The sequence below is a fragment of the Yersinia bercovieri ATCC 43970 genome (assembly GCF_013282745.1).
Taxonomy (GTDB): Bacteria; Pseudomonadota; Gammaproteobacteria; order Enterobacterales; family Enterobacteriaceae; genus Yersinia; species Yersinia bercovieri.
Map to the genome: position 1 here is coordinate 3,394,698 of NZ_CP054044.1, position 26,715 is coordinate 3,421,412.

Below are 26,715 nucleotides of genomic sequence, written 5' to 3' on the forward strand. Positions count from 1 at the left end.
CTGCGAGACTATTTACCCCCGGCAACGCCAATGACTTTAGCTATTTGTTATTTGAAATTATGACTTTTTCTGCTCTTCCGGCATATGCCGATAGATATAAACGCCACTGATAAGGGTGAATACCAGAGTCAGCGCGGTTAAGCCAAACACTTTAAAGTTCACCCAGATATCTTGTGGTAACCAGAACGCCACATAGATGTTCAGCAGGCCACAGGCCAGGAAGAAGAGTGCCCATGCCATATTGAGTGTTGACCAGACCGCATCAGGCAGTGTCAGCTCTTTACCGAGCATCCGCTGAATCAATGGTTTGTTCATAAACCATTGGCTTACCAACAAGGCGACGGCAAACAGCGCATACAGCACCGTCACTTTCCATTTAATGAATAGGTCGCTGTGGAATGCCAGCGTCAAGGTGCCAAATACCAACACCATTGCGGCAGTGATTAGCGTCATCTTCTCTACCTTGCGGAATTTTAGCCAGGTAAAGGCCAGTGCCAATAGTGTTGCGACAATCAATGCCCCTGAGGCGACAAAAATGTCATACATCTTGTAGAAAACGAAAAATACGACCAATGGGAGAAAATCTAAAAGTTGCTTCATGAATCAATCCATCATTTGTACACCGCCCGACTATACCGGATTCAGTGAGGTGAGGGTACTAGGGGTAAAACGCTATTATCCTTAATTATCTGCCGGAATGCGCGCTCTGCCAGCGGAATTTGCAGAAACTTACGATAAACAAGTAACAGTTATTGTCCGCATATTGCTAGTGATGCATTTACCCAGCATGATAAGTAATAAATATTGGGTTAAGGGTTGATGGAGTCAATATGCAGAGAAAATCACTTCGGCAATGGATGCCAGGTTTGACCCAATTAATGGCTTATGAACGTGACTGGCTCAAACCCGATCTCAGGGCGGGGTTATCCGTGGCGGCAGTGGCACTTCCTATTGCCATTGCCTATGCCGAATTGACCGGTGTCAGTGCCGCCGTCGGCTTATATTCATGTATTTTGCCGATGATTGCGTACGCATTTTTTGGTTCATCACGGCAATTGATTGTTGGGCCAGATGCCGCGACTTGTGCGGTGATAGCCGCCGTAGTGGCCCCTCTGGCGGCAGGGAGCAGCGAGGTTCACTGGCAGTTAACCATCATGATGACACTAATGATGGGGACATGGTGTCTGGTGGCCAGCCGCTTCAAGCTGGGGGCATTGGCTGATCTATTATCGCGCCCCATCCTGACCGGCTTACTAAATGGTGTGGCAATTACCATTATTGTCGATCAGTTGGGTAAGGTCTTTGGTTTTATGACCCGCCCGCCACAACTGATTGAGCGGGTTTTGGCGCTCCCCCATAATTTGTATAACAGCCATCTGCCCACGGTCGCCATTTCGTTGCTGACTTTTGTGGTGCTGTATGGCGTCAAATGGTTACGACCCAACTGGCCTGCGCCGTTGCTGGCGATTGTTATCGCGACCTTCGTCTCCTGGGCTGCCAATATGGCGCAATTTGGCGTCGCGGTGGTCGGTGGATTTGACGGCGGACTGCCGATGGTACATTGGCCTGATTTCCAACCGGGTTTGTTGCGCGACATGGTTATTCCGGCCCTGAACCTTGCGGTGGTCAGTTTTGTTAGCATGATGCTGACTGCCCGCAGCTTTGCCGCCAAAAATGGCTATGAGGTGGATGCGGATGTAGAGCTGCGCGCCTTGGGTATTAGCAATATTGTCTCCGCGTTATCCCAAGGTTTTGCTATCAGTGGCGCCAGTACCCGCACTGCGGTGAATGATGCTAATAATGGTAAGAGCCAACTGGTGTCGATTATTGCCGCGCTGGTCATTGCGATGGTGCTGCTGTTTTTAACCCGCCCACTGCAATTTATTCCCATCGCGGCACTGGGTGTCGTGCTGATTTATGCCGCCTGGTCACTACTGGGATTTCGCAGTTTATGGCAGTTGCGGAAACGTAATACCCAGGCTTTCTATCTGGCGATTTTTACCTTTGTCAGTGTGGTATTGGTCGGGGTAATTAGTGGCATCGGTTTAGCGGTATTATTGGGTTTATTACAATTCTTACGCACCGTATTCCGCCCGACAGAGCAGCTATTAGGGGTGAATGCCGATGGTATGATTCATTCAATGCGCAGCGGAAATGGCATTAAACCTGTACCTGGGGTGATGATTTATCGTTTTAACTCACCACTGACCTATTTTAACGTGGCCTATTTTAAGCGGCGTATTCTAAATTTGGTCGATAGCACCCCTCATCCGGCGGATTGGGTGGTCATTGATGCGGTGGCCAGTTTCACCTATGCCGACATCAGTGTTCTGGCGGCGATCGATGAGCTTAAACGTGATCTGAAACAGCGCAATATTAAGTTGATATTGGCGGGTCGACGCACCGAACTGACCCGCTGGTTCCGTATTAATCGGCTGAAAAGTCATGACGATGACCTGATTTTGGTGCCGGATCTCTATCTGGCACTGAAGCTCATTCAGAGTAAACAGCGGGTCGCCGAGAAGCACGAATCAGCAGCTGATCCAGAGCCTGAAATCAGTTAGCCGGTTGAGCCAGGGGCGTGTTAACAGGGGTTAAACCGTAAAAAAGGGCCGTAATGGCCCTTTTGCAGACTGCTGACAAAGTTGATAAGCGGGGAAATGTGCCGAATGGGTCGTAACGGCGTGAGCCGTCGGAGCGCCCATCGGTGCAGTCGCCCCGCCTGTTGCGGAGTGACAAAATAGGTTTGTCAACAACCTCCTTTTGTCACTTTATCTGTAGCGATATTTACGCGGTAACATCTGTTGGCCGCAACAACATATATAAGCGGAACAGATAGACCAGTAACAGTGCAGAGACCAGATTGCTCAGTGCACTTAAAACAACTGTCGCAATAGGGGTTGGCAGAGCCGTTAGGTGGCTTACCAGATACAGCAAAATCAATTTGGCTGCTATCCACAACATCATGGCCGGGACAATCAACCGGACATTGGCGAAGGCCAATTTAGTGCTGGCTTTGATTGCGGCAAAAACACCCATCTTCTCAGTGGTTACAATCACCGGCGACAACGACAGCGCGACGGCAATAACCACACCGGGCACGATAAACATCGTCAACCCTAGCTGAATCAACAAGGTGCCGATAAACATCAGCAGCAGTAAGCGAGGCAGAATAGGGACAGAAATCCCAATCGCCTGTAGTGCACTCACCCGGCGGCCCTGAGAGACCATCGAGATTAGCGTTAACATTCCACCCACTAATAATACGTTACCGACTAATGCGGAGAAGGTTGCCGCTGCAGAGACCTTAAGCAGTACCATCTGCTGCTCAGGTGTCATTTGCGAGACTATCTCACTGATGCTGACAGTTGCCGATGAGGTAATATCGCTTTCCGTGGTATTTAACAGATTCAGTTGTTCAGTATCAGGGATAAAAGCCTGATTTAACATGACGGTAATGAACGCAGTCAGTAGGGCCAGTAACAGGATCGCTGGCAGCTGATTACGTAAAAAGTTAAAACTGTCACGGTATAAAGTGTTAGCCGTGATAGGCATGAAAGCTCCTTGGGGTCGAAAAAATAGTGCTTAGCTAATGATTATACCTTGTTATGGCGCGCGATGGGACACTGAGATTGGCCGACGACTGATTTCTTCTAATCTAATTACCTTGACGTTATCAATAGGTAACGGTGGCAACCCATAGTGCACGCGGGCGCGATCGCAGGATGGATTATGGCTATCGCCTTCGCCTGAGCGCTCAAATTGCTGGCGATTACGATTTCACACAGACAACATCCAAGCATGGCAGCATCCCCCGCAGTTCCATTTTTCATCCATCAAGGGCAGCACGATTTTCGCCAAAATGGCTTTTATGATCCAGATCAATTTCAATATAATTAAGGAATTAAATAACCCTACATAAAATAGGATTTATTTAAGTTGTTGCAAAAGATGTGATCTCGAGTGGATCATAAATAATCATTTGTAGGTATATTCTGTTCGCGAATATACCTACAAATGGAATGGATAATGAAAAAAATCACTTTGGCATTGTTAGCTGTAGCAGCTCTGGCACCAACTGCGGCAAGCGCGCATCAAGCAGGCGATTATATTTTCCGGGCAGGGACAGCAACTGTCAGGCCAAATACCGGCTCTGATGACGTATTAGGTTATGGTTCCTTCAAAGCGGATAATAATACCCAACTGGGTCTGACCTTCAGTTATCTGATTACGGATAATATCGGGGTAGAATTGCTGGCCGCCACGCCGTTTCGTCATAAAATAGGCCTCGGGCCAACCGGTGATATTGCCGAAGTTAAGCAATTACCGCCAACCTTAATGGCGCAATACTATTTCCGCGACAAGCAAGACAAACTGCGCCCATATCTCGGTATAGGCTTAAACTACACCACTTTCTTTGATGAAAAATTCAACAGCACCGGTACTGCTGCGGGTCTAACCGACCTGAGCGTGAAAGATTCATGGGGTATTGCCGGTCAAGCCGGTATGGACTACATGGTCAGTGAAAACTGGATGCTAAATATGTCCGTCTGGTGGATGAATATCGAGTCAGACGTGAAATTCAAAGCGGGTGGGGTAGAGCAGAGTATTAGCACTCGTCTTGATCCATGGGTGTTTATGTTTGGCGCGGGTTACCGTTTCTAATTACCCTTCGTCCTTGGCACGACAGCGGTGTTAGCGGCACTCGCGCACCCGAATCACTTACTTGAGTAAGCTCATCGGGATTTGCTCGTTTGCTGCCTTGCTGTCGCCCCAATGACTTTGGGTAATAGTTGCTTCTTGGCACGACAGCGGTGTTAGCGGCACTCGTGCACCCGAATCACTTACTTGAGTAAGCTCATCGGGATTTGCTCGTTTGCTGCCTTGCTGTCGCCCCAATGACTTTGGGTAATAGTTGCTTCTTGGCACGACAGCGGTGTTAGCGGCACTCGCGCACCCGAATCACTGACTTGAGAACTTAAGATTGCAGAGGGGGCTTTGCAATGGAGGCGCAGAGATGCGCCTCCAAACATAACACTAGCGGATCAGCATTTGATCACTGACAGATTTCACCCCGGGTACGGAGCGGGTGATCTGCACCGCACGGTTTGCATCCTGACGTGAGCTAACGAAGCCACTCAACTGAACCCGCCCTTTGAACGTTTCAACACTGATCTCAGTCGATTTTAAATTCTTCTCACCTAGCAGTGCGGACTTAACCTTAGTGGTGACGACGGTGTCATCAATATAACCACCGGTTCCTTCTGATTTTGCTGTTGGCGCACAAGCTGATACGGCCATTGCCATAATAACCGCAATGCATAAGGCTGAAAGGGTCTTAAAAAGCTTCATAAATGACTCTCCATGTTATTGATGTCACAAGGGGGACTGGGTTAAACACTAAACACTGATTCAATGTGGCATTAATGCATACTTTACACAGTGCTATAGCCCATACAGGGCACCATAAATGTAAAAAAATGCTTAGTGTGTTACATGATTATTAGTGATGGATGGCTTTTATTCAAATTCACGGTGAATTTGAAGTGAGGAAGACATTGAAAAAAGAGAGTAAAGCGCCGGAGCTGAGCAAGCCATCAGGCGCTTATTGGCTAATTAACGACGTGTTGCGGCTTTCATCTCAGTCACAAAACGGGTCAGTTGTGCCAGCATCACTGCGGGCTGCGAGACATTGTTTTCAATGATTTTTACAATTGCGGAACCTGAAATAGCGCCTGCCGCCCCTGCCGCTAAACTGCTTTTCACCTGTTCAGGTTCTGAAATGCCAAAACCTTGCAGTGCGGGTGCGGCATGATACTCCCGCAATGTATCGATCAGATGATTCAGCGGTAGATGGCCGTGATTCTCCGCCCCCGTCACACCCGCGCGGGAGAGCAGATAGGTATAGCCACGGCCATGGGAGGCAATTTCCCGCAGCAAATCATCATCTGCGTTCGGTGGACAGATAAAGATCGGCGCAATGTTGTGGCGTAGTGCCGCCGCGCGGAAGGGGGCTGACTCTTCAAATGGCACGTCGGCGATCAGCACCGAGTCCACCCCCACCTCAGCGCAACGTTGATAGAAATTATCAATTCCGTTGTGGAATACCAAGTTCGCATACATCAGCAGGCCAATTGGGATCGCCGGATGTTTTTTGCGAATTTCCGCCAGCATCTCAAAACAGATAGCCGGTGTGACCCCGGCGGCAAAGGCACGTAGCGCGGCATTTTGAATCGTCGGGCCATCGGCCAGCGGGTCAGAGAAAGGGATGCCCAACTCCAACGCATCGGCACCGGCAGCAATCAAGGTGTCAATAATCTCTAACGATAGCGCGGGTGAGGGATCGCCTAACTGTACAAAAGGTACAAACGCCCCCTCTTTTTTGGCGGCTAATTGTTGAAAAAGCTGTTGATAACGCTCCATTAAATCTCTCCCCGAGCTTTCAGAATATCGTGAACGGTGAAAATATCTTTATCACCACGACCGGACAGATTGACCACCAATATCTGCTCTTTCTCCGGCGACGCTTTAATCATTTTCAAGGCATGGGCCAGCGCATGGGAGGACTCCAACGCGGGGATGATCCCCTCTTGGCATGACAGTGCTTTAAAGGCGTCCAGCGCTTCATCATCGGTCACCGAAACATAATCGGCGCGACCGATGCTGTTCAAATAGGCATGTTGTGGCCCGACCGATGGGAAATCCAGCCCGGCAGAGATGGAGTAAGACTCTTCGATTTGACCATCACTGGTCTGCATCATTGGCGATTTCATACCGAAGTAGATGCCCACTTTACCGTGCTTAAGTGGTGCGCCATGTTGACCGGTTTCGATGCCAAGTCCTGCGGGTTCGACCCCAATTAACCCCACGTTCGGCTCATCAATAAAGTCAGCAAACATGCCGATGGCGTTGGAGCCGCCCCCGACACACGCCAGTACGGCATCGGGCAGACGGCCTTCGCGGGCTAACATCTGCGCTTTGGTCTCTTCGCCAATCATACGTTGGAACTCACGCACAATGGTCGGGTAAGGGTGCGGGCCTGCGGCCGTTCCCAGCATATAGTGAGCCGTTTCGTAGCTACCAGACCAGTCGCGCAGCGCTTCGTTACAAGCATCTTTCAGTGTTGACGATCCACTGTGCACCGGGATCACTTCGGCCCCCATCAGGCGCATCCGGAACACGTTCGGTGACTGACGCTCAATGTCTTTCGCCCCCATGTAGATGCGGCACTTCAAGCCCAGCAGGGCGCAAGCCAGTGCTGACGCCACGCCATGTTGACCGGCCCCAGTTTCAGCAATGATTTCAGTCTTACCCATACGTTTTGCTAATAAAGCTTGCCCCAAAACCTGATTGGTTTTGTGCGCGCCGCCGTGTAGCAAGTCTTCACGTTTCAGATATAACTTGGTTTTCGTCCCTGCGGTCAGGTTTTGACATAGCGTTAGCGCTGTCGGGCGACCGGCGTAGTTCTTCAACAAATCCTGAAATGCCGCCTGAAATTCAGGGTCCAGTTGAGCGCTGACAAAAGCCTCTTCCAGTTGCTTCAGTGCTGGCATCAGGATCTGTGGCACATACATGCCACCGAACTCGCCAAAATAGGGATTAAGTGTGGTCATTTTTTGTCCTTTCTAGGATTAACCAATATATGGCTATCAATGTGTGGCTATAAATGAAATCAATAAGTCCGCAATGCATTGAATGCAGCGGTGATCAACTGTGGATCTTTAATGCCGGGGGCGCTTTCGACACCGGAGTTGAAATCCAGTCCCGCGCAGCCAAGTTGTGCCGCGGCCGCACAGTTGTCGGCACTCAAACCACCGGCCAGCAGGACGTTATCCAGTGACTCGCCGGCCAACAGTGACCAGTCAAAATGTTGGCCGCTGCCACCCTGACCATTATCCAGGACATAACGTTCGACATGCTGCAAGTTGCGGGCAGGCAGGGTGTCGCTGACACTCAGCGCCTTCCAGATCTGGCAATTGGCAGGTAAAACTTGACGTAATTGATCGATATAAGTTTGATCTTCTTGCCCATGCAACTGCACGGCCGCCAGTGCTAAGCGCTCGGCGATGGGTTGGATGGTCTCTATTTGGGCATCACGGAACACGCCAACGTATTTCAGCGGCGCGCCACTGATCACCACTCGGGCCTGAGCAATATCCACATTGCGCGGTGAGCTGCCAACAAAAATCAACCCGCCATACAGGGCGCCGGCGTGATAGGCGGCAGCGGCATCTTGAGCGCGAGTCAGGCCACACACTTTATTTTCACCCACTAATACGCGGCGCACAGCGGCATGGAGGTTGGCTTCAGACATCAGCGCGCTGCCAATCAGGAAGCCGTGGGCAACCTCGCTCAATTCGCGCACCTGGCGGTAATCGTTGATACCCGATTCGCTGATGATAGTTACACCGGCGGGCAGGCGCGGTGCCAGTTCACGGGTGCGATTTAAGTCGATGGAGAGATCACGTAAATCACGGTTATTGATGCCCACCACTTTGGCACCTAATGCAATGGCGCGCTCCAGCTCTTCGGCATTGCTGGCCTCCGTCAACACGCCCATCTTCAGGCTATGTGCTAGCGCGGCCAGTTGGCGATAGCTGTCATCATCCAGCACCGATAACATCAGTAAGATGGCATCCGCCTGATAAAAACGGGCCAGTTGTACCTGATAGGCGTCGATAATAAAGTCTTTGCACAACACCGGCTGCGTCACGACTGCACTGACTTGCGGCAAGAAATCAAAGCTGCCCTGAAAGTACTTTTCGTCAGTTAATACCGAGATAGCCGAAGCATAATCCCGATAAACCGCCGCAATGTCGGCTGGATTAAAATTATCGCGGATGACGCCCTTGGAGGGGGATGCCTTTTTACACTCCAGGATAAACACGCTCTTATTGCTTTGCAGTGCTTGATAAAAGTCGCGCTGGCTCGGGGTAATTTCGTGTTGAAAACGGGCCAGCGGCTGTTGCACTTTCCGCGCGGCAACCCAGACTTCCTTATCGCGCACTATGCTGTGAAGTACGGTTTCCTGCATCATCTATCTCCTTGCTGCCAGAGCAGTAACACGATCAAATGCCTGACCGCTGTGAATCATTTCCAATGCTTGCTGCGCGTTATGACGCAAATTTTCCTGGCCATGTAATTTCAGCAATAACGCCACGTTAGCGGCGACGGCTGCGGCCTGTGCCGCTTCGCCTTTACCTTGTAACAAGCGTGCTAAAATGTCACGGTTTTCTTCCGGCGCGCCACCTTGTAGCGCACTTAGTGGGTAGCGGCCCAGACCAAAATCTTCTGGCGCTACCTCATAACTTTCGATATTGCCGTTATTCAGCTCTGCGACCTGTGTTGGAGCATGGATCGCCACTTCATCCATCCCTCCACCATGCACCACTGCGGCACGTTGATAGCCCAGCACTTTGAGTGTCTGTGCGATGGGCAACACCAACTCAGGGCTGTAGACACCAATCAGCGCCAGTGGCGGACGGGCCGGGTTTATCAATGGCCCCAGCACATTAAACAGGGTGCGGGTTTTCAACTGTTGGCGCACTGGCATCGCATGACGAAAACCGCTGTGATACTGCGGCGCAAACAGGAAACAGACCCCTAACTCATCCAAGGCGAGTCGTGACTGCTCGGCGCTCATATCCAGACGAATACCAAAGGCGGCCAGTAAATCGGATGAGCCAGAGCGGCTGGAGACACTGCGGTTGCCGTGTTTCGCCACTTTTACCCCACAACTGGCGGCCACAAAGGCGCTGGCGGTGGAGATATTAATGCTGTTGGTGCCATCGCCGCCGGTGCCGACGATATCCGCGAACAGGTAGTCAGGGCGCGGGAAGGGTTGTGCATCCGCTAACAGCGCTTGTGCCGCACCGGCGATTTCATCCGGTGTTTCACCCCGCACTTTCATGCTGATCAAGGCTGCCGCCAGTTGGCTGGCTTCCAGTTCACCGCGCACGATAGCGGCAAACAGCTGTTGGCTCTGTTGCTGGCTCAATGACTCGGCGCGGAATAATTTTTCTAATAATATTTGCATCATAAATTCCTTAAATATTCTATCCCCAAAGCACCTGGCGTGCTGCTAACGCCGCGGTGGCTTCAAATCCGCAGGGGATAAGACCCAGGCCAGTGTCTGTTCCAACAAACGAGCGCCCTGAGTGGTTAAAATCGATTCCGGATGGAATTGATAGCCACAAACACGGTGAGCATCATGACGCACCGCCATGACCATCTCGCCGAAACGGGCGTTAACGGTTAATTCTGTGGGGATATTGCTACCGACCAATGAGTGATAGCGGGCCACCGGCAAGGGGTTGGGCATACCAGCGAACATACCTTGCCCATCGTGATCAATGGCCGAGGCTTTGCCATGCAATATTTCGCCAGCCTGGCCGACATGGCCACCATAGGCCTCAATGATGGCTTGATGACCAAGACAGATGCCGATAATGGGTAACTGACCGCGCAAGCGCTGCAATAACTCGGGCATGCAACCGGCTTGAGCGGGGGTGCCGGGGCCGGGTGACAGCATCAGCACCGGCTGTTCCAACTGCTGCAAGCGCTCAATAATAGTGTCAGCGGCAATCTGATTGCGGTAAATCACCACGCGATGACCACTGGCGCGCAGTTGGTCCACCAGGTTGTAGGTAAAGGAGTCGATATTATCGAGCAGTAAGAGATCAGCCATCAGAAAAGCTCCCTGGCATGGTGTGCGGTCGCAATCGCCCGCAGTACAGCACGGGCCTTATTGCGGGTTTCATCGGCTTCCGCCTGTGGAATTGAGTCGAGAACCACCCCCGCACCGGCTTGAACAGTGGCGATACCCTGTTCGACATAGGCCGAGCGGATCACAATGCAGGTATCCAGATCGCCATGGGCGGTAAAATAGCCCACGGCGCCGCCGTAACTGCCGCGACGTGAGCCTTCGCGCTCGGCTATCAATTGCATGGCGCGGACTTTTGGCGCACCACTTAGGGTGCCCATGTTCATGCACGCCTGATAAGCATGTAGCACATCCAAATCATGGCGCAGGGTGCCGACGACGCGGGAAACCAGATGCATCACGAATGAGTAGCGGTCAACTTTTGTTAAATCAGCGACATAACGGCTGCCCGGTTCACAAATCCGGGCCAGATCATTGCGGGCCAAATCCACGAGCATCAAGTGTTCAGCCAGCTCTTTATGGTCAGTGCGCATCTCCAGCTCAATTCGGCTGTCTAAATCAGCATCCAATTCGCCGTTGGCCCGCCGCCCACGGGGGCGAGTACCGGCAATCGGGTAGATCTCAATTTGGCGATTGCTGGCGTCGTACTTCAGCGCGCTTTCAGGCGATGCGCCGAACAGGGCGAATTGGTTATCCTGCATAAAGAACATGTAGGGGCTGGGATTGTGCTCTTTTAGCGTTTGGTAAGCCGCCAGCGGCGAGGGGCAAGGCAGAGAGAAGCGGCGCGATGGCACCACCTGGAAAATTTCGCCTTCGCGGATCGCTTGCTGTAACTCACTGACTACTGCGCCATACTCCTCATCTGACTGGTTACACTGTAACGCCATCTCGGGCACCGATGGGGCAGGAATAGGTTGGGCGGTTTGCTGTAGCTGGTGGCCAAGCTGCTCTAAACGACCGCTCAGGCGCTGATGTTCATCGCTATTCGGCGTGAACAGGCTGGCTTGTAACTGCGTCGAACGATGCTGATGATCCAAAATCAGTAAGGTTTCGGCGAGATAGAAACAGAAATCGGGGCAATTTTGGTCATGGCGTAGTGGCGGTAAATTTTCAAAACCCGCTACCAAATCGTAGGCGAACAGGCCGCCGATAAACATCGCTTCCCGCTCAGCTACTGGCGTCTCAACCAGTTGCAGCAGCAGACGCAATGCATCAAAAACCGATAATGACTGTAAGCGCGAGTCTTCATCCTGCACCTCATCAATTAGCGGGAAAGTTAATTCGCGGCCATTCGGGCGCAGTTGAATCTCAACCTGTGGCGGTAGTGCCGTGTCCAGCAACGGTAATAAAGAGGCACCATTAGGTGTCAGCGCTTCGATGGTGACGGTTTGTGCCAGTGCGGTGATACGCAGCGCACTGTCAATAATCAGCAGGCTTTTCAGGTTCTGTTTACTGGTGACTTCCGCTGACTCAAGTAACAAGGTGGCTGGACGAGCGCCGCATAACTGGTGAAACAGCGCGGTGGGATCATCGCGGTAACAGGCCGTGGCGGTCAGTAACTGTAGAGTGGGGCGCGAAGTCTGCATCATTTTATTGGTCTCGAAAAGTGATCCTGAAAAAGCGGTTACGCCGAAATCTGTCCATAAAAAAACCCGCTATTAGCGGGCTGAAGCAATCTGCACTGTCTGATGACTGGTATGCGCGATTACACCGCCCGAGAGAGGGAGATGTGCCACCAACGCAGTAGGGAGATCAGAGTGGTTTTCATTGCTTATCCTATGATTACATTCAGTTTAATGGTGCTGCTCACTATCTTGGACATCAACTAAATGCCTCGTGAACTTGTGTACTAGTTAACTGGTTCGCGAGATGAATGTCAACCCCTGAATGACGGTTTTTTTATCATGCTCTGAATGGCGGAGTTTTGGCGTTGAGCGCACTGACAGTGTCAATGGCGCTGTAAGATTGATTAACCTAACTCTCTTATTCGCGGGTATGATAGTCAGCCACGCTTTTTCTGGACTTTTGTTTTGACTGATAACTCCACCTTATCTGATACGGCTGCGGCCTCAACGGCCTTTAGGCTCTATGATCTCCATAGCCATACCACGGCGTCTGATGGCTCACTCACCCCTGCGGCGTTGGTGATAAGAGCCGCGCAGATGCGTGTTAGTGTGTTGGCGATCACCGATCACGACACCACAGCGGGATTGGCGGAAGCAGCCGCGACTATTGCGCAGGAAAAACTGGCATTACAGCTAATTTCTGGCGTAGAGATCTCCACTTTATGGGAAAACCACGAGATCCATATTGTGGGGCTAGGTATTGATGTTAACCATGCCAGCATCTGTAAACTGTTGCGCGAACAGTCTGATCACCGCTATGTGCGGGCGCAGGAGATCAGTGCCCGTCTGGCAAAAGCGCGCATCCCTGGTGCCTGGGAAGGGGCTAATCGATTGGCGCAGGGCGGTCAGGTCACCCGGGGGCATTTTGCCCGCTATCTGGTGGAGCTGGGGCTGGCGAGTAATGTCGGGCAGGTGTTTAAAAAGTACTTAGCCAAGGGCAAGACCGGTTATGTTCCCGCACAATGGTGTACAATAGAGCAAGCCATTGATGCCATTGTGCAATCTGGCGGGCAAGCTGTATTGGCGCACCCCGGTCGCTATGATTTAACCGCTAAGTGGCTAAAGCGCTTGTTAGCGCACTTTGCGGAACATGGTGGTGACGCCATGGAAGTTGCCCAGTGCCAGCAAGCTCCCCACGAAAGGGCGCAACTGGCACAATATGCCCGCGACTATAATTTACTTGCATCCCAGGGGTCTGATTTCCATCAACCATGTTCCTGGATTGAGTTGGGCCGCAAATTGTGGCTGCCCGCTGGGGTGGAACCGGTATGGCGTGATTGGCCTGTAGAGCCAGCCAATGCCGATCGTAGTTTGAATGATGAGGTAGAGTCATGAGTCAATTTTTTTATATTCACCCGGAAAATCCGCAACCGCGCTTAATCAACCAGAGTGTTGATGTTCTGCGCAAAGGCGGTGTGGTGGTTTATCCAACAGATTCGGGTTACGCCCTTGGTTGCCGTTTAGAGGATAAGACGGCAATGGAACGTATCTGCCGTATTCGTCAGTTGGATGGCAATCATAACTTCACACTGGTGTGCCGTGATCTATCTGAGCTATCGACTTACGCGTATGTCGATAACTCGGCATTTCGACTGATCAAAAACAATACGCCCGGTAACTACACCTTTATTTTAAAAGCGACAAAAGAGGTGCCTCGGCGTTTGATGAATGATAAACGTAAAACCATTGGTTTGCGTGTGCCCTCTAACCCGATAGCGCTGGCTTTGCTGGATGTCTTGGGTGAGCCGTTGATGTCGACCACCTTGATGCTGCCAGGCAATGACTTTGCCGAATCTGATCCGGAAGAGATTAAAGAGCATCTGGGCAAACAAGTGGATTTAATCATCCACGGCGGCTCACTGGGCCAGCAACCGACCACGGTAATTGATCTCACTGACTCTTCTGTGGCGGTTATCCGTGAAGGCGCGGGTGACACCACACCATTCCGCTAACACGCACAGCTGTTGGTTGTGACTACGTTGGTTAAAATTAGCCGTTGTTGGATAGGATTGGGTTGTTGAACAAACATGCTGCCGTGTGAGGCAGGGTGATTTCAACGTGTCGTATCCAACCGGCTTTTGCTGCGGCCTATTTTCTCCTCGTGGCACTGATGTTCCCATCTACTTTTTGATCCTTTGATTGCGCGATACTCCCCCGCTTAACCATCACCCAGAAATGCCAACCCACTCGATATTGCTTAATAAATCACACATTTTGTATTTTCATGCATTGCAGTTATTCCGGCAGTGGCTTGGTTATATTAAAAACCTTCTATTTTACATTAACAATTTTCTGTTTTTATGGTGTGAAAAAAAACGACCATTTCAGTGTATCTAATTGAAATATATGTAGTAATTACGGTTTGATGGCTGTGCTGCTGGTTTTGATTTTTATGAAATAGCCATAATTCAGCAATTTAAATAAACTATTAAAATGTAAAACTAATTTCACATCGATAATTATCTATATATTCTATTGCTTAGCCACTTACTTTTAATAAATTATCTTTTTAAGACAGATCCAATGAGATTTTAATTGTAAATATAATAAAGATACTTTCAATTTCATTAGACGATCTTTTATTCTAGGAATTAATCCAACTAACAGAATAAAGTTTCACAATAGATCGTAAATCCAACGGTTGCAGAGTAAAATACCGTTTTAATGTAAATTAAGACTATAAAAACCAATAATTATGTTTTTTATGTATACTCGACGTGTTTTTTAAGTCGATGGGATAAAAAAGGTATTAAAAAGAAATAATCTCATATGAAATAAAAGCTTCTCTTAAGAAGTTTATTTACATTTCTTTTCAGAACAGTATTTAAGCCGCTATCCGGTGCTGCTGTTAAATATTTATTCTTAATGGTCTGATTGGGCTGCTGTAAAATTATTCTTATTCCTGGATTATATCTAAATTGAGAATATTCTTGCTTATTCTTAATTACTTATCTATTGATTTATATGGATAATGTGATATTTCCACGTGAGGTGTAGGATGCGTCCTACTGATTTCGTTACTTACTCCTATATATCTGATTGACTGTGAGAGTTTATTATCGATACCAATGAATTATTATAAGTCTTAATCCACCCACCAGTGAAAGTTAGTCAGATTAATTATGCATGCATTAATTAAGAAAAATGCTGCTCGCTAACCACAACCCATAATTATACAGAGAAAGTCGAGAGTTCTATGAATCAAGTATTTAAAGTCATTTGGAATAGTGCCTTAGGTCGCTATGATGTTGCATCAGAGTTTTCCAAGTCGGGTAAAAAAACTAAGTCATTCTGTTCAGGAACTGTCGGCCTAACTTCCTCTGTAGCGGCACCTGCGCGTTTAAGCCAAATTGCGATGACGTTGATATTGACGTTAGGTGCCGGCTCAGCATTTGCTGCCGATATAGATGTGCCTGTTTTTACGCCTGAAGTTGACTTTACACAGACCTTTACTGGCACAGGTAATACCTTAGCGGGGAGCTTTAGCAATATTGCCCGTGGTGATGCTGGTTTTAAAAACAGCAAATTAGGCGATATTCCAGCAGGTAATTTCCTTTATGGTGCAGAGAATCTGATTAGTAAGAACATTTTCAACCTAGGTGATACGGTTACCGAAACCTTCCTTGATCCCAAAGGCACTGGCGCATTAATCACTATTAATGTGTATAGCAGCAATGGCATGTCAATTAAGCCGTTGTCCGAGTTTGTGGTGCCAATATCCTATGCGGTCGGCGAAAATGGTCAGTATGTTAATCGTAACTTATTCCATCTAGAAGATGGAAGTGACCTGAATGTTAATGTAGGCAGTACTGCCGCAGGTTGGGTCAATAATAGCGATAACTATTTTAGTGCCATTCTTAAAGGTGGCTTGAAAAGTGAGCCAGCGGTAACAACATCCTCGGCATTTTATGTCGAATCAAACAGTGTTTCCGCTCAGGATACCGTCTTAAATTATAACGCCAAGACCGTGGTGAATCTGGGTAATAACAGCAATAACATTCGTGATAGCAGCACCTCAGTGGCTAATGCTGTACTTGATGACTTTACCGGTAGCTTCACCAGCCCCTATTTAGGTGCGCAGAATGTTCAAAATTTTGCAGATTTCCAACAATATAATAATGATTTGATCGCTGGTATAAAGAGTGGTGCGATTGTTCTGGACAGTAAGGGCTATCAAGCTGAGTTGTCACGGGCATACATCACTAACGGCTCCAATACTTCACCCAAAGTCACCCCTATTTATATTGATATGGGTATTGGCCCCAATGATGCCGTCAACCACATTGTTGACTCTAGTCGGGTCGCCTTTATTCATGGTGATGGACAAAATGCCATTGTGAATATTGGCACTGATGCCAACATTCAGGCTTTCAACACTGACATTTCAGTGGTTCGTTTGAATGATGGTGCAACCCTGAATAATGCCGGCACCTTAGGTTCAGTCGCCGCCAGTGTGCGGGGAACGAATATTATCTTTGCCACGGACAGTCATGTCATTAATGAAGCGACCGGTGTGCTGGATGCAGGGACTAACCCTGAAATGTTGGATTTCAAATCCACACCGACCGCCGTATTACCTCTGTATATCGCCAGCGGCAGCCATACCGCGATTTTGGCAAATGGCAGTTCGTCAGTGATTAACAACGGTATTATTAATACCGCTTCACGTGGGGCGAGTTCTTATACCCGCGCGGCCATCATTGATGGCAACTCTATTTTCGTCAATAACGGCGCAATTAATATTGCAGCCAGTGTCGATTTGTCGCCTCCTGCCGGATATGTCAACGAAGGGGTCAGTGTTCAGAAAGGTTCTACCTTTGAAAACAATGGCACAGTCTATGTCGGCCGCCAGGCCCAACGCACACTAACAGATGTGGTCACCGACCTGGCAATTAAGACCCAATCTTATGCCGTCAAATTAGTGCAAGACACAGTAAATTTGACCAATATTGCCACCTTTACCAATAGTACGACCGGCAAAATTGTGATTGGTAGCAAAACTGAAAACTCTATCGCCATAGATGCGCAAGGGGAGAGAGTTGCGGTCAATCAGAACGGCACCATTGAACTCAACGGTGCTGGTGCGACACCAGGACAAAATGCAGCGCAGAATATCGGTATCTCCTCTAGTGTTAATGCCACCAATATTTTCAACAATGGCGATATCGTCATTAATGGCATCAATAGCGTCGGAATTAAAGTGCTGACCAATAGTTCAGCCACTAATAGAGGCCATATCTATGTGAATAACGGGCTTGATCCCGCTACCAATTTGGCAAACTACGGTATTCAGGCTATCGGTGTGGGCGCGGTGGCGAATCTCTCCGGTCAGGTCAATTTAATGGGCGATGGCGCAATCGGGGTGGTGGCTGAAGATAAAGGGACTATTAATGTCACCGGTACCGGTCAGGTTGAGTTTGTCTCCGGCATAAATCAGGTGGGCTACCTGATTTACGGTACGGGTTCTAGCATCAATAACATTGCCAGTGGTGATGAAACCGTTTTAACCGAAGGTTCTACCCTATATCGCGTTGATAAAGGGGCCTCTTTCGCTGGAACCACGGCCTCGACCATGAATGCCACCGGTAAAGACTCCGCCCTGATCCAGGTCACGGGGGCTGGCAGTACATTTAACTCCGGCGCTTTAGATATGGTGCTCTTGGGTGAGGGTTCTACTGGGGTGAAAGTTGAGGGGGGCGCAACCGGCACTATCACCGCCAACGCCAGTTTGGAATTAAGAGGCGACGGCGCGACGGCGGGCATCGTCGATGGTAACTATTACGGCTTGAATGGTCTTGCCACCGGTGCCACCGGTAAATCTGTGCTGACCAGTTCGGCAGTTCTGAGTACCGGTAACACAGCGTCCGGCGCTTATGGCTATATCGCTCGTAATGGCGGTGAACTGATTCATAAAGGCACTATCGATTTCACCCAGGCCGGCAGTACTGGCGTGCTGGTAGATGGCGGGATTCTGACTAACGAAAATCTGATCACCGTAAATGGTACTGCGGTGAACATTCAGGGCGCGGATTCGACTGTCAATAACAGTGGTATTGTCAACGCCACTGACGGCACCGCCGCTTATCTGCTGGGGGCAGGTGCGAGTCTGACGCTATCCGGTAACGGCGAAACCAAAGCGGGCGGCACTGCCCATGGCGTACTGCTCGATACCGATGCTATCGCCCTGACTGTTGATGGCGCAACTATTAGCATGACGGCCGGCGGTAGCGGTAATGCTATTGAAAATAAAGCGGAAATTGCGGGTATTCAGTTAAAAGATACCACGCTGACCGTCGGCAATGGTGCCGGTGTGCGTACTGGAGCCTCGATGGCGGCGACCAACTCGGGCGTAATTAATGTCAATGGTAGCGGCACAGGTATTCTGTTCGCCAATACTGGCGATACGCTGACCAACAATACGCTGGATATGTCCGACTCGGCAGGTTTGGTGATTAACGTTAATTCGGCCGATGGTAAAGGGATTGTGACCAACTCCAGCCAGAATCTGAAAACCGGCGCTAGCGTGAATGTTCACAATGCAGCAGGCGGTGCCGCGCTAATTGTTGGCGGCACCACAGCGCAAGTTGAACAGTCCGGTAACCTGATATCTGAGTCACTGAGCAGCCCTGTTGTCGATATCGATAATGGTTTTGTCAACAGCTTCGTCAACAGCGGCACCATTCAGGCCAACAGCGCGGCACAACAAGCGGTGATCACCACTAGCGGTAATGGTGTAGCCTTTACCAATGCTACTGATGGCAAGATTGTCGGTAAGGTGGATCTGTTAGCGGGCAACAACACCGTGACCCTGATGCAAGGCAGTGAAGGCACTGATTTCACCACCGGCACGGGTGACGACCTGTTTATTTTGAAAGATCTGACATTAGCCGATACTGGCGTGTTTAGTTCACTGAACGGCGGCACGGGCGCGGATACCCTGCGCTTTGATAACTCGGTTTATACCCTGAGTGACGCTGCTGCTATCAGTAATATGGATTATATCGACCTGATTAATAACTCCACATTTACACTGGAAAATATCTTGCTGGCGCTGGGCGATAGCCAGGATGACAACGTGAACACCGGTTTTAACTTGGGTGACGGTAGCCTGTTGCAGCTCAACAACCTGAATGCAGTGAGTTTTAACAGCAAGTTGAGTGGCCTTGGCACCATGGCAGTTAACACCGCCGGAAATGCATTCGATTTTACCGCCAATGCGGCGCAAAACGCCTTTAACGGGGTACTGGCACTGGGTCATACCACCTTTGAACTGGCAGCAGATAACACGGCAGCATTAGTTAATGCCACCCTGAAATTGGGTGCGGACAGCATCACCACGGTTGGTGACGGTATACAAACTATCGGTGGATTAGTGTTTGATGGCGGTTTGGTGAAATTTGACACCGGAACCCCGGGGGAGACTGTCGCGAAAGGCATCATTCACACCACCAATGAGATGGATCTGCGCGGCGCGGGTACGGTAGAAGTGAATATCGGCAGCATTGATAACAGCCAGAATCAGGTCAATCCTCTGCTGCCAATCCTCGAACAGGATGACACCAATACCCAGTTGCAACTGGCCATTAGTGACGCCACAGTGGTGGGTAACGGCGGCAATTTAGTGCTACAAGACCAAAATGGCAATGTGATTACCGATGCCACCACAGCCGATATTGCTCAGGGCGGCACCACAGTGGCGAAAGGGACTTACGACTATCGCCTGACCAGTGGGGTGAATAATGACGGTTTGTATGTCGGCTACGGCTTGACTGAAGTGGAGCTGCTGGGTAGCGGCAGTGATGCGTTATCACTGTATGCCACTAATAAGACCGGCAATGCGGCCGATTTGAGTGCCAGAGTGACCGGCAGTGGTGATTTGGCGATTGATACGGGAGCGGGCAGCAGTGTGTCACTCTCTAACCTGAACAACGATTACACTGGTATTACCGAGGTGCGCAGCGGCAGCTTGCAGATGCTAAATGACAATGTGCTGGGGAGCACCTCACTGCTCTCTTTGGCAGCAGATACCGCCTTTAATATGAACGGCCACAGCCAAACTGTCGGTGAGCTGCGCAGTAGTGCGGGTTCATCGGTCAATCTCAGTGGTGGCAGCTTAACCTTGAGTCAGGGCGGTGTGTCTGATGGTGAACTGACCGGCAGCGGTGAGTTAACCATTGCTGCTGATACATTAACGGTTAACGGTGCGAACAGTACCTTGACGGCGACCACCAACATTGCCAGTGGCGCACAAGCTTTGCTGAACAGCGCAGTTGGCCTGGGCAGTGGCAATATCGTCAACGCTGGTTTACTGACACTGAAAGGTGCTGCGGGTCAGTTGGCGAACGCCATCAGTGATGCGGGTAGTGTGGTGCTGGAAGATAACAGCGATATCACGCTAACCGGTGATAACACTCTGTTCAGCGGCCTGTTTGATATTACCAGCGGCAGTCAGTTAACCGCCTCTCAGGCAGAGTATCTGGGCACCGCTGCGGTCACCAACGACGGTTCATTAGTGCTTAATAGCGCCAGTGACTGGTTGCTGGCAAACAGTATTACCGGCAGCGGTAGTCTGACTAAAAACGGCAGCGGAACAGTGTCATTGACGCAAACTGCGGCCTACACCGGGCAGACCGATATCAATGTGGGTGGCCTGATCTTAGGTAGCAGCGCCGATCCGATGACGCTGGCCAGCCAGCAGGTCAATATTGCTGATGGTGCCTTTATGGGCGGTTTTGGTGGCGTAGCGGGAGCGGTTGATAACAAGGGCGTGCTGTTTGTCGGCAACCCAACGGCACCTATCACATCACTCTTGAGCCGTCTGGCCCCGGCCAGCAATATCTTCACCGTTGGCACCGACTTAACCAACAGCGGCACGGTATTTATCGGTAACAAAACCAGTGACGGCTCCGGCACCACCGGTAACCAATTAGTGGTCAACGGTAACTATATTGGCAACAACGGTCTGCTGCACTTCAACACCGCGCTGGGCGACGACAGCTCTGCCACCGACAGCATGATTGTGAACGGCAACACCAGCGGCACCACCAATGTTAGTGTGGACAATGCCGGTGGTCTGGGTGCCAAGACCCTGAACGGTATTGAACTGATCCAGGTGAACGGCCAGTCAGACGGTAATTTTGTGCAAAGCGGCCGTATTGTGGCAGGTGCGTATGATTACTCTCTGGCACGGGGGGTAGGAACCAATGCCAGTAATTGGTATCTGACCAGCTTGAGCAATTTGCCGGTTGATCCAGAAAATCCGGTCGACCCGGAAAACCCGGCGGGTCCAGGCGAGGAAACTAAACGTCCTGAAGCCGGCAGCTACACCGCGAACCTGGCCGCAGCCAACACTATGTTTGTGACGCGCCTGCACGATCGTTTGGGCGAAACACAGTATATCGACGCCCTGACTGGCGAGCAGAAAGTGACCAGCATGTGGTTGCGTAACGAAGGCGGTCATAACCGTTCACGTGATACTAGTGGTCAGTTGAAAACGCAAAGCAACCGTTATGTGATGCAACTGGGTGGCGATATTGCTCAGTGGAGCAACAATGGCCTGAACCGCTTACATCTTGGGGTAATGGCCGGTTACGGGAATAGCAAAAGCGACACCAATGCGCGCACTGGTTATAAGTCAACCGGCTCGGTTGATGGTTACAGCACCGGTGTTTACAGTACCTGGTATGCCAACGACGAAGATAAGTCTGGCTTGTATGTTGATGGTTGGGCGCAGTACAGCTGGTTTAACAACAGCGTGAAGGGTGAAGGGCTGGCGACTGAAGAGTACAAATCCAAAGGGATCACCGCCTCGGTAGAGAGCGGCTATACCTTTAAGATCGGTGAGAATAAGTCGAAGAACGAAAGCTACTTTATCCAGCCAAAAGCCCAAATCACGTGGATGGGGGTTAAGGCCGATGAACATCGTGAAGCTAACGGCACACAAGTGAGTGGGCAGGGCGACGGCAATATTCAGACTCGTCTGGGCCTGCGCTCTTATATGTTGGGCCACCACGAAAGTGATAATGGCAAGGATCGCGAGTTCCAACCCTTTGTGGAAGCTAACTGGATCCACAACACCAAAGATTTTGGCACCAATATGAACGCAGTTGCAGTGAAGCAGGCTGGCGCGAAGAATATCGGTGAACTGAAACTGGGCGTTGAGGGGCAATTGAATAAGCAATTGAATGTCTGGGGTAATGTGGGCCAGCAACTCGGCGACAAAGGTTACAGCGATACCGCAGTGATGTTAGGAGTGAAATACAACTTCTAATCTTGGTGAGATCTGATAATAACGGTGCTTCGGCACCGTTATTTATTTGCATCCAATCCAAACTGTCTCATTCAGAATAAGCTCGCGGAAAAGGAACGATGCAACGTCATGAGAGTCATGGTGGTGAGTAATTGTAACTTAACAATATTTTCATTCGAAATCATCGTCAAAGAAATAAAGAAAGTGGCGGATAAAGCAATAGATATCAACATTGAGAAAAGTTATTCAGTCGATGATGAGAGCATCTATATTAAATCAGACGAGCAAAGTGTGGTTATTCTAGATGTTGATAATATTGCGCCATCTAAGGTGTTTTATACTATTAGTCAAATAAGAGAATCAAACCCTTGCTCTTTCGTGATGGTTTTTTGCAGAAAACATGAAGAGACAGAGGATTTTACTTATCTCGCAATCTTAGCGGACGGAATTTTATGTAAGACAGCCTCTGTAGACAAGGTTAAGTCTATGATAATTAAATTAATATGTTCATGCAAACCCCCTAAGGGCTTTGATCGACATGATCTGACGAGTAAAATAAAATCGCAGTTAACTCTGCGGGAGAATGAAGTGCTTGAATGCATATTGCTCGGGCTAAGAAATACTGATATTTCAAGGCGACTGAATATGAAAAGCAAAACAGCCAGTGCTCACCGACGAAATATATATAATAAATTAGGCGTTAAAACGATCAACGAGATACTCAGAACTTTACTTACACCCCAAGGTGTTGATGATGAGTTCTTATATTGATTCTGAAATTCAACAGGTGTTGATTATTACCTGTAGCTCTAAATATGATTGGGTGACTTCACCACTGACGTCTAATGTGCCGCCGCTCAGTATGGTAATGAGGGGATGGGTACATTTTGCTGATTCTTGCTACCGCAAAGTGAAGGTTTCATATAGCGAAAAGGGTGATGAGACACTTTTTGAATCCTTGCCTGTGAAATTAGTGTAATATGCTCGGTCACGAACCAGCTGGTAGGGCCTTCTGCGTGATTTTTAGCGCACCATGCTGAGTTTCAAAATGTATTACAATCAATGAGTTCTGCTTGATTGTGAGCTTAACTTATTGATTACAATATATAACACGACGCCTGTGAAGGCGACATTAGAGGTTGCTCAATGAGCGAGAAGTCAGAAGACCAGAAATTACCAAACTCAAAGCCACAAAGCCCTAAACCGCAGGGCGCTAAAATTGTGGGTGAAAAATTACAGAAAGTCTTGGCTCGAGCCGGTCATGGTTCTCGTCGGGAGATCGAAGCTATTATTCAGCAGGGTCGTGTCAGCGTAGATGGTAAAATATCCACGCTGGGTGATCGTGTTGAAGTGACCCAAGCCACTAAAATCCGCCTTGATGGCCACCTTCTTTCTATTACAGAATCTGAAGAGGCCGTGTGCCGTGTTCTGGCATATTACAAGCCGGAAGGCGAACTTTGTACCCGTAATGACCCTGAAGGTCGCCCGACGGTATTTGATCGTCTGCCTAAACTGCGTGGTTCGCGTTGGGTTGCGGTAGGCCGTTTGGACGTCAATACCTCAGGTCTATTGCTGTTCACCACTGATGGTGAACTTGCCAATCGCCTGATGCATCCAAGCCGTGAAGTTGAGCGCGAATATGCGGTGCGGGTGTTTGGTCAAATTGATGATGAAAAGATCAAGCAACTGAGTCGTGGCGTGCAATTGGAAGATGGTCCTGCGGCATTCCGCACCATTAGCTTCCAGGGCGGAGAAGGGCTTAACCAGTGGTACAACGTCACCTTGACCGAAGGGCGCAACCGTGAAGTTCGCCGCTTGTGGGAAGCGGTTGGCGTGCAGGTTAGCCGTCTGATTCGTGTGCGTTACGGTGATATTAATCTGCCGAAAGGTCTGCCACGTGGTGGTTGGACTGAGTTGGATCTGAAAGCAACCAACTACCTGCGTGAATTGGTTGAGCTGGATTCTGAAACCGTCAGCAAACTGCCGGTGGAAAAAGATCGTCGCCGAGTGAAAGCTAACCAAATTCGTCGCGCGGTTAAACGCCATACGGAAGTTGCTGGTCGTCAGGTTGCTGGCCGCCAAGGCTCCGCCCGTAAAGGTTCTACCCGCCAAAATGTGGGTAATGCCGCACCGGCCGCTACTGCCGGGCGTCGCGGATCGAATAAGCGCGGATAATTCATCGATGGGAAGAGAGGCGTCTCTTCCCATTATTCACAGCAATTTACCACTCACAGCAATTTTCACTCTCCCTCTCAGATTATCCTCGCTCTGCCAGTAGCATAAAAAACTGCCGTGAATTCTTTAAGAAAAATAAACTTGCTATAATAAATGGTTTTGCAGCATATACAGTCTATCAACCGCCATCAATTCCCGCTGGCTTTGAGATATTTTGAGTGGCTACATAGTGCTTGGGGGATACCCCATTGGGTTTAGAATCTAAGGAGCATCAACATGAAAAAATCTCTGTTAATGACCAGCACGGCTATCTTATTTGTTGTCGGGACTGGGTTTTCTACTCTAACTTATGCTTGTAGCGGCCCTCACTCGCATTATAGTGATAATTGCGAAAAGACCTGTAGTCCGCTTTCGGAACCTTGGAAAACGCTCTGCTATTTTGGCGGGACGCAGCATCAGTCGCAACCCGCGAGCCAAATGACACCGGCAACCCTTACGCCAGCTATGGGCATCTTGACACCCTCGCATATCCCAATGATTCCGCTGGAGAAGTGAGTTTAGTCAGTCGCATTCGAGTATTAGCCAATATGAGTTGGCGGTAGCCAGCTAAAAGGCAAATAGAAGCCGCAGAATGTGAACTGCGGCTTTTTATTGTGCACAGAAAACCCCCAGCTAGGCTGGGGGTTCCGTAAAGCTTTCAGCTTTGAGTCAGTTATAAAAACCCCTTTTGATTTGTTAAAACAGTTTGCGGTCTGGCAACTGCAAACGTTCAACAAGAAATCAAAAGGGGGTCCCTATGAGGGACGAAAAGAGCTTAGCGCACACGCGATGGAACTGTAAATATCACATAGTATTTGCGCCGAAGTACCGAAGACAGGTGTTCTACGGGGAAAAGCGCAAAGCGATTGGCAGTATTTTAAGAAAGCTGTGCGAATGGAAGAACGTGAATATTCTGGAAGCGGAATGTTGTGTGGATCACATCCATATGCTTCTGGAAATCCCACCCAAGATGAGTGTGTCGGGCTTTATGGGATACCTAAAGGGAAAGAGTAGCCTGATGCTTTATGAGCAGTTTGGCGATTTGAAGTTCAAATATCGTAACCGGGAGTTTTGGTGTCGAGGGTATTACGTTGATACGGTGGGTAAAAATACAGCCAGGATACAAGAATACATAAAACACCAACTGGAAGAGGATAAAATGGGTGAGCAGTTGTCGATCCCCTATCCGGGTAGCCCGTTTACGGGCCGTAAGTAACGAATTGTGATGCAAATGTCAGATCGCGATGCGCCTGTTAGGGCGCGGCAGGTAAGAGAGCCTTATAGGCGCATATGAAAAACCTCCGGCTATGCCGGAGGATATTTATTGGCGGATATTTGCGGATATATAGGGGGGCAAAGTTGCGCTAAATTACCAATCAATACCTTGCTGTGCCTTAATTCCGGCATCAAAAGCGTGTTTTACCGGCCGTAACTCACTGACGGTATCAGCCATCTCCAGTAAGTCACGATGGCAACCACGGCCAGTAATAATCACTGTTTGATGAGCAGGGCGCTGTTGAAGGGCATTAACCACCTCATCCAGTGGCAGGTAGTCATAAGCGACCATATAAGTCAGCTCATCCAGCACCACTAAATCTAATGCCGGATCAGCCAACATACGCAAAGCGTGCTGCCAAACTCCCAGACAGGCGGCGGTATCTGTTTCTCTGTTCTGGGTATTCCAGGTAAAGCCGGTGGCCATGACCTGAAACTCAACCCCATGTTGCTGCAACAAATTTTTCTCGCCGTTCGGCCATTCGCCCTTGATGAACTGAATGACGCCCGCGGTTAATCCATGACCCACCGCCCGGGTGACAGTACCAAAAGCGGCGGTAGTTTTGCCTTTGCCGTTACCGGTAAAAACAATCATGATGCCGCGAGTCTCCTGGGCGGCGGCAACCCGTGATTCAACCTTTTCTTTTATTTTTTGTTGGCGCTGCTGGTGGCGTTCTTCAGACATTAAA

The 26,715-nt window shown here is 49.5% G+C and carries 17 protein-coding genes, 1 pseudogene and 1 other annotated feature; of the genes and pseudogenes, 8 read left to right on the top strand and 10 right to left on the bottom strand.

Annotated features, from left to right (window positions below; translation table 11 throughout):
* Window positions 1-57: 57 nt before the first annotated feature.
* Window positions 58-600 (bottom strand): septation protein A, encoded by a 543-nt coding sequence (locus tag HRK25_RS15430; RefSeq protein WP_032898558.1) that lies wholly within the window; start codon window positions 598-600, stop codon window positions 58-60.
* Window positions 601-830: 230 nt separating this feature from the next.
* Here HRK25_RS15430 and HRK25_RS15435 point away from each other — a divergent pair, with 230 nt between their 5' ends.
* Window positions 831-2,564 (top strand): SulP family inorganic anion transporter, encoded by a 1,734-nt coding sequence (locus HRK25_RS15435; RefSeq protein ID WP_032898555.1) that lies wholly within the window; start codon window positions 831-833, stop codon window positions 2,562-2,564.
* Between the two features lie 223 nt (window positions 2,565-2,787).
* Here the strand turns inward: HRK25_RS15435 and HRK25_RS15440 are convergent, their stop codons facing one another.
* Window positions 2,788-3,555 carry a YciC family protein gene (locus HRK25_RS15440; protein ID WP_005279985.1) on the bottom strand — a complete coding sequence of 256 codons (768 nt, stop codon included), beginning with the start codon at window positions 3,553-3,555 and terminating at the stop codon, window positions 2,788-2,790.
* 474 nt (window positions 3,556-4,029) lie between these two features.
* Between HRK25_RS15440 and ompW the strand changes: the two genes are divergently transcribed.
* On the top strand, window positions 4,030-4,665 hold the full coding sequence (gene ompW / locus HRK25_RS15445) for an outer membrane protein OmpW (protein WP_072083752.1): 636 nt from the start codon (window positions 4,030-4,032) through the stop codon (window positions 4,663-4,665).
* Window positions 4,666-5,037: 372 nt separating this feature from the next.
* Here ompW and HRK25_RS15450 read toward each other — a convergent pair whose 3' ends face one another.
* The 7 genes and pseudogenes from HRK25_RS15450 to trpL form a co-directional block, all read right to left on the bottom strand.
* A complete protein-coding gene (locus HRK25_RS15450; protein WP_032899181.1) occupies window positions 5,038-5,352 on the bottom strand; it encodes a BON domain-containing protein in 315 nt (104 codons plus the stop codon).
* Window positions 5,353-5,616: 264 nt separating this feature from the next.
* Window positions 5,617-6,423 (bottom strand): tryptophan synthase subunit alpha, encoded by an 807-nt coding sequence (gene trpA / locus HRK25_RS15455; protein ID WP_032899179.1) that lies wholly within the window; start codon window positions 6,421-6,423, stop codon window positions 5,617-5,619.
* A complete protein-coding gene (trpB, locus tag HRK25_RS15460; RefSeq protein ID WP_005279877.1) occupies window positions 6,423-7,613 on the bottom strand; it encodes a tryptophan synthase subunit beta in 1,191 nt (396 codons plus the stop codon). Before trpB ends, trpA begins: the two co-directional genes overlap by 1 nt.
* Before the next feature lie 59 nt (window positions 7,614-7,672).
* Window positions 7,673-9,037, bottom strand: a complete 1,365-nt coding sequence (gene trpCF, locus HRK25_RS15465) for a bifunctional indole-3-glycerol-phosphate synthase TrpC/phosphoribosylanthranilate isomerase TrpF (RefSeq protein ID WP_005279875.1) — start codon at window positions 9,035-9,037, stop codon at window positions 7,673-7,675.
* Window positions 9,038-10,687: pseudogene (gene trpD, locus HRK25_RS20485) on the bottom strand (bifunctional anthranilate synthase glutamate amidotransferase component TrpG/anthranilate phosphoribosyltransferase TrpD). It lies immediately after the preceding gene.
* A complete protein-coding gene (locus tag HRK25_RS15480; protein ID WP_032898986.1) occupies window positions 10,687-12,249 on the bottom strand; it encodes an anthranilate synthase component 1 in 1,563 nt (520 codons plus the stop codon). The pseudogene trpD and the gene HRK25_RS15480 overlap by 1 nt, the downstream one beginning before the upstream one ends.
* A 56-nt stretch (window positions 12,250-12,305) precedes the next feature.
* Window positions 12,306-12,407, bottom strand: a sequence feature (Trp leader region).
* Window positions 12,369-12,431, bottom strand: coding sequence for a trp operon leader peptide (gene trpL / locus HRK25_RS15485; protein ID WP_099460641.1), 63 nt, complete (start codon window positions 12,429-12,431; stop codon window positions 12,369-12,371). It overlaps the preceding feature by 39 nt.
* 262 nt (window positions 12,432-12,693) lie before the next feature.
* Between trpL and rnm the strand changes: the two genes are divergently transcribed.
* The 6 genes from rnm to tnpA all read left to right on the top strand — a co-directional run bounded on the left by rnm (window position 12,694) and on the right by tnpA (window position 25,967).
* Window positions 12,694-13,623, top strand: a complete 930-nt coding sequence (rnm, locus tag HRK25_RS15490) for an RNase RNM (RefSeq protein ID WP_005279202.1) — start codon at window positions 12,694-12,696, stop codon at window positions 13,621-13,623.
* The gene (locus HRK25_RS15495; protein WP_032898978.1) at window positions 13,620-14,240 is read left to right on the top strand and encodes an L-threonylcarbamoyladenylate synthase; all 621 of its coding nucleotides are present in this window, start codon (window positions 13,620-13,622) and stop codon (window positions 14,238-14,240) included. The genes rnm and HRK25_RS15495 overlap by 4 nt, the downstream gene beginning before the upstream one ends.
* A 1,244-nt stretch (window positions 14,241-15,484) precedes the next feature.
* Entirely contained in the window at window positions 15,485-22,558 is a 7,074-nt protein-coding gene (locus HRK25_RS15500) for an autotransporter outer membrane beta-barrel domain-containing protein (protein ID WP_005279207.1), read from the top strand.
* A gap of 108 nt (window positions 22,559-22,666) precedes the next feature.
* Window positions 22,667-23,308 (top strand): helix-turn-helix domain-containing protein, encoded by a 642-nt coding sequence (locus tag HRK25_RS15505; protein WP_032898980.1) that lies wholly within the window; start codon window positions 22,667-22,669, stop codon window positions 23,306-23,308.
* A 375-nt stretch (window positions 23,309-23,683) separates the two neighbouring features.
* Window positions 23,684-24,712, top strand: coding sequence for a 23S rRNA pseudouridine(2605) synthase RluB (gene rluB / locus HRK25_RS15510; RefSeq protein ID WP_005279211.1), 1,029 nt, complete (start codon window positions 23,684-23,686; stop codon window positions 24,710-24,712).
* Window positions 24,713-25,508: 796 nt separating this feature from the next.
* Window positions 25,509-25,967 (top strand): IS200/IS605-like element IS1541B family transposase, encoded by a 459-nt coding sequence (tnpA, locus tag HRK25_RS15515; protein ID WP_032899290.1) that lies wholly within the window; start codon window positions 25,509-25,511, stop codon window positions 25,965-25,967.
* A gap of 153 nt (window positions 25,968-26,120) precedes the next feature.
* Here tnpA and cobO read toward each other — a convergent pair whose 3' ends face one another.
* Window positions 26,121-26,711: a cob(I)yrinic acid a,c-diamide adenosyltransferase gene (gene cobO, locus HRK25_RS15520; RefSeq protein ID WP_005278311.1), complete on the bottom strand. Its 591-nt coding sequence runs from the start codon at window positions 26,709-26,711 to the stop codon at window positions 26,121-26,123.
* Window positions 26,712-26,715: the final 4 nt, after the last annotated feature.

What these genes read in the sequence shown, in the direction of transcription:
- HRK25_RS15450 (WP_032899181.1), bottom strand. Translation starts at nt 5,352, where the DNA reads ATGAAGCTTTTTAAGACCCTTTCAGCCTTATGCATTGCGGTTATTATG.
- trpA (WP_032899179.1), bottom strand. Translation starts at nt 6,423, where the DNA reads ATGGAGCGTTATCAACAGCTTTTTCAACAATTAGCCGCCAAAAAAGAG.
- trpCF (WP_005279875.1), bottom strand. Translation starts at nt 9,037, where the DNA reads ATGATGCAGGAAACCGTACTTCACAGCATAGTGCGCGATAAGGAAGTC.
- HRK25_RS15495 (WP_032898978.1), top strand. Translation starts at nt 13,620, where the DNA reads ATGAGTCAATTTTTTTATATTCACCCGGAAAATCCGCAACCGCGCTTA.
- HRK25_RS15435 (WP_032898555.1), top strand. Translation starts at nt 831, where the DNA reads ATGCAGAGAAAATCACTTCGGCAATGGATGCCAGGTTTGACCCAATTA.
- HRK25_RS15500 (WP_005279207.1), top strand. Translation starts at nt 15,485, where the DNA reads ATGAATCAAGTATTTAAAGTCATTTGGAATAGTGCCTTAGGTCGCTAT.
- trpB (WP_005279877.1), bottom strand. Translation starts at nt 7,613, where the DNA reads ATGACCACACTTAATCCCTATTTTGGCGAGTTCGGTGGCATGTATGTG.
- HRK25_RS15440 (WP_005279985.1), bottom strand. Translation starts at nt 3,555, where the DNA reads ATGCCTATCACGGCTAACACTTTATACCGTGACAGTTTTAACTTTTTA.
- tnpA (WP_032899290.1), top strand. Translation starts at nt 25,509, where the DNA reads ATGAGGGACGAAAAGAGCTTAGCGCACACGCGATGGAACTGTAAATAT.
- rluB (WP_005279211.1), top strand. Translation starts at nt 23,684, where the DNA reads ATGAGCGAGAAGTCAGAAGACCAGAAATTACCAAACTCAAAGCCACAA.
- cobO (WP_005278311.1), bottom strand. Translation starts at nt 26,711, where the DNA reads ATGTCTGAAGAACGCCACCAGCAGCGCCAACAAAAAATAAAAGAAAAG.
- HRK25_RS15430 (WP_032898558.1), bottom strand. Translation starts at nt 600, where the DNA reads ATGAAGCAACTTTTAGATTTTCTCCCATTGGTCGTATTTTTCGTTTTC.
- HRK25_RS15505 (WP_032898980.1), top strand. Translation starts at nt 22,667, where the DNA reads ATGAGAGTCATGGTGGTGAGTAATTGTAACTTAACAATATTTTCATTC.
- HRK25_RS15480 (WP_032898986.1), bottom strand. Translation starts at nt 12,249, where the DNA reads ATGCAGACTTCGCGCCCCACTCTACAGTTACTGACCGCCACGGCCTGT.
- ompW (WP_072083752.1), top strand. Translation starts at nt 4,030, where the DNA reads ATGAAAAAAATCACTTTGGCATTGTTAGCTGTAGCAGCTCTGGCACCA.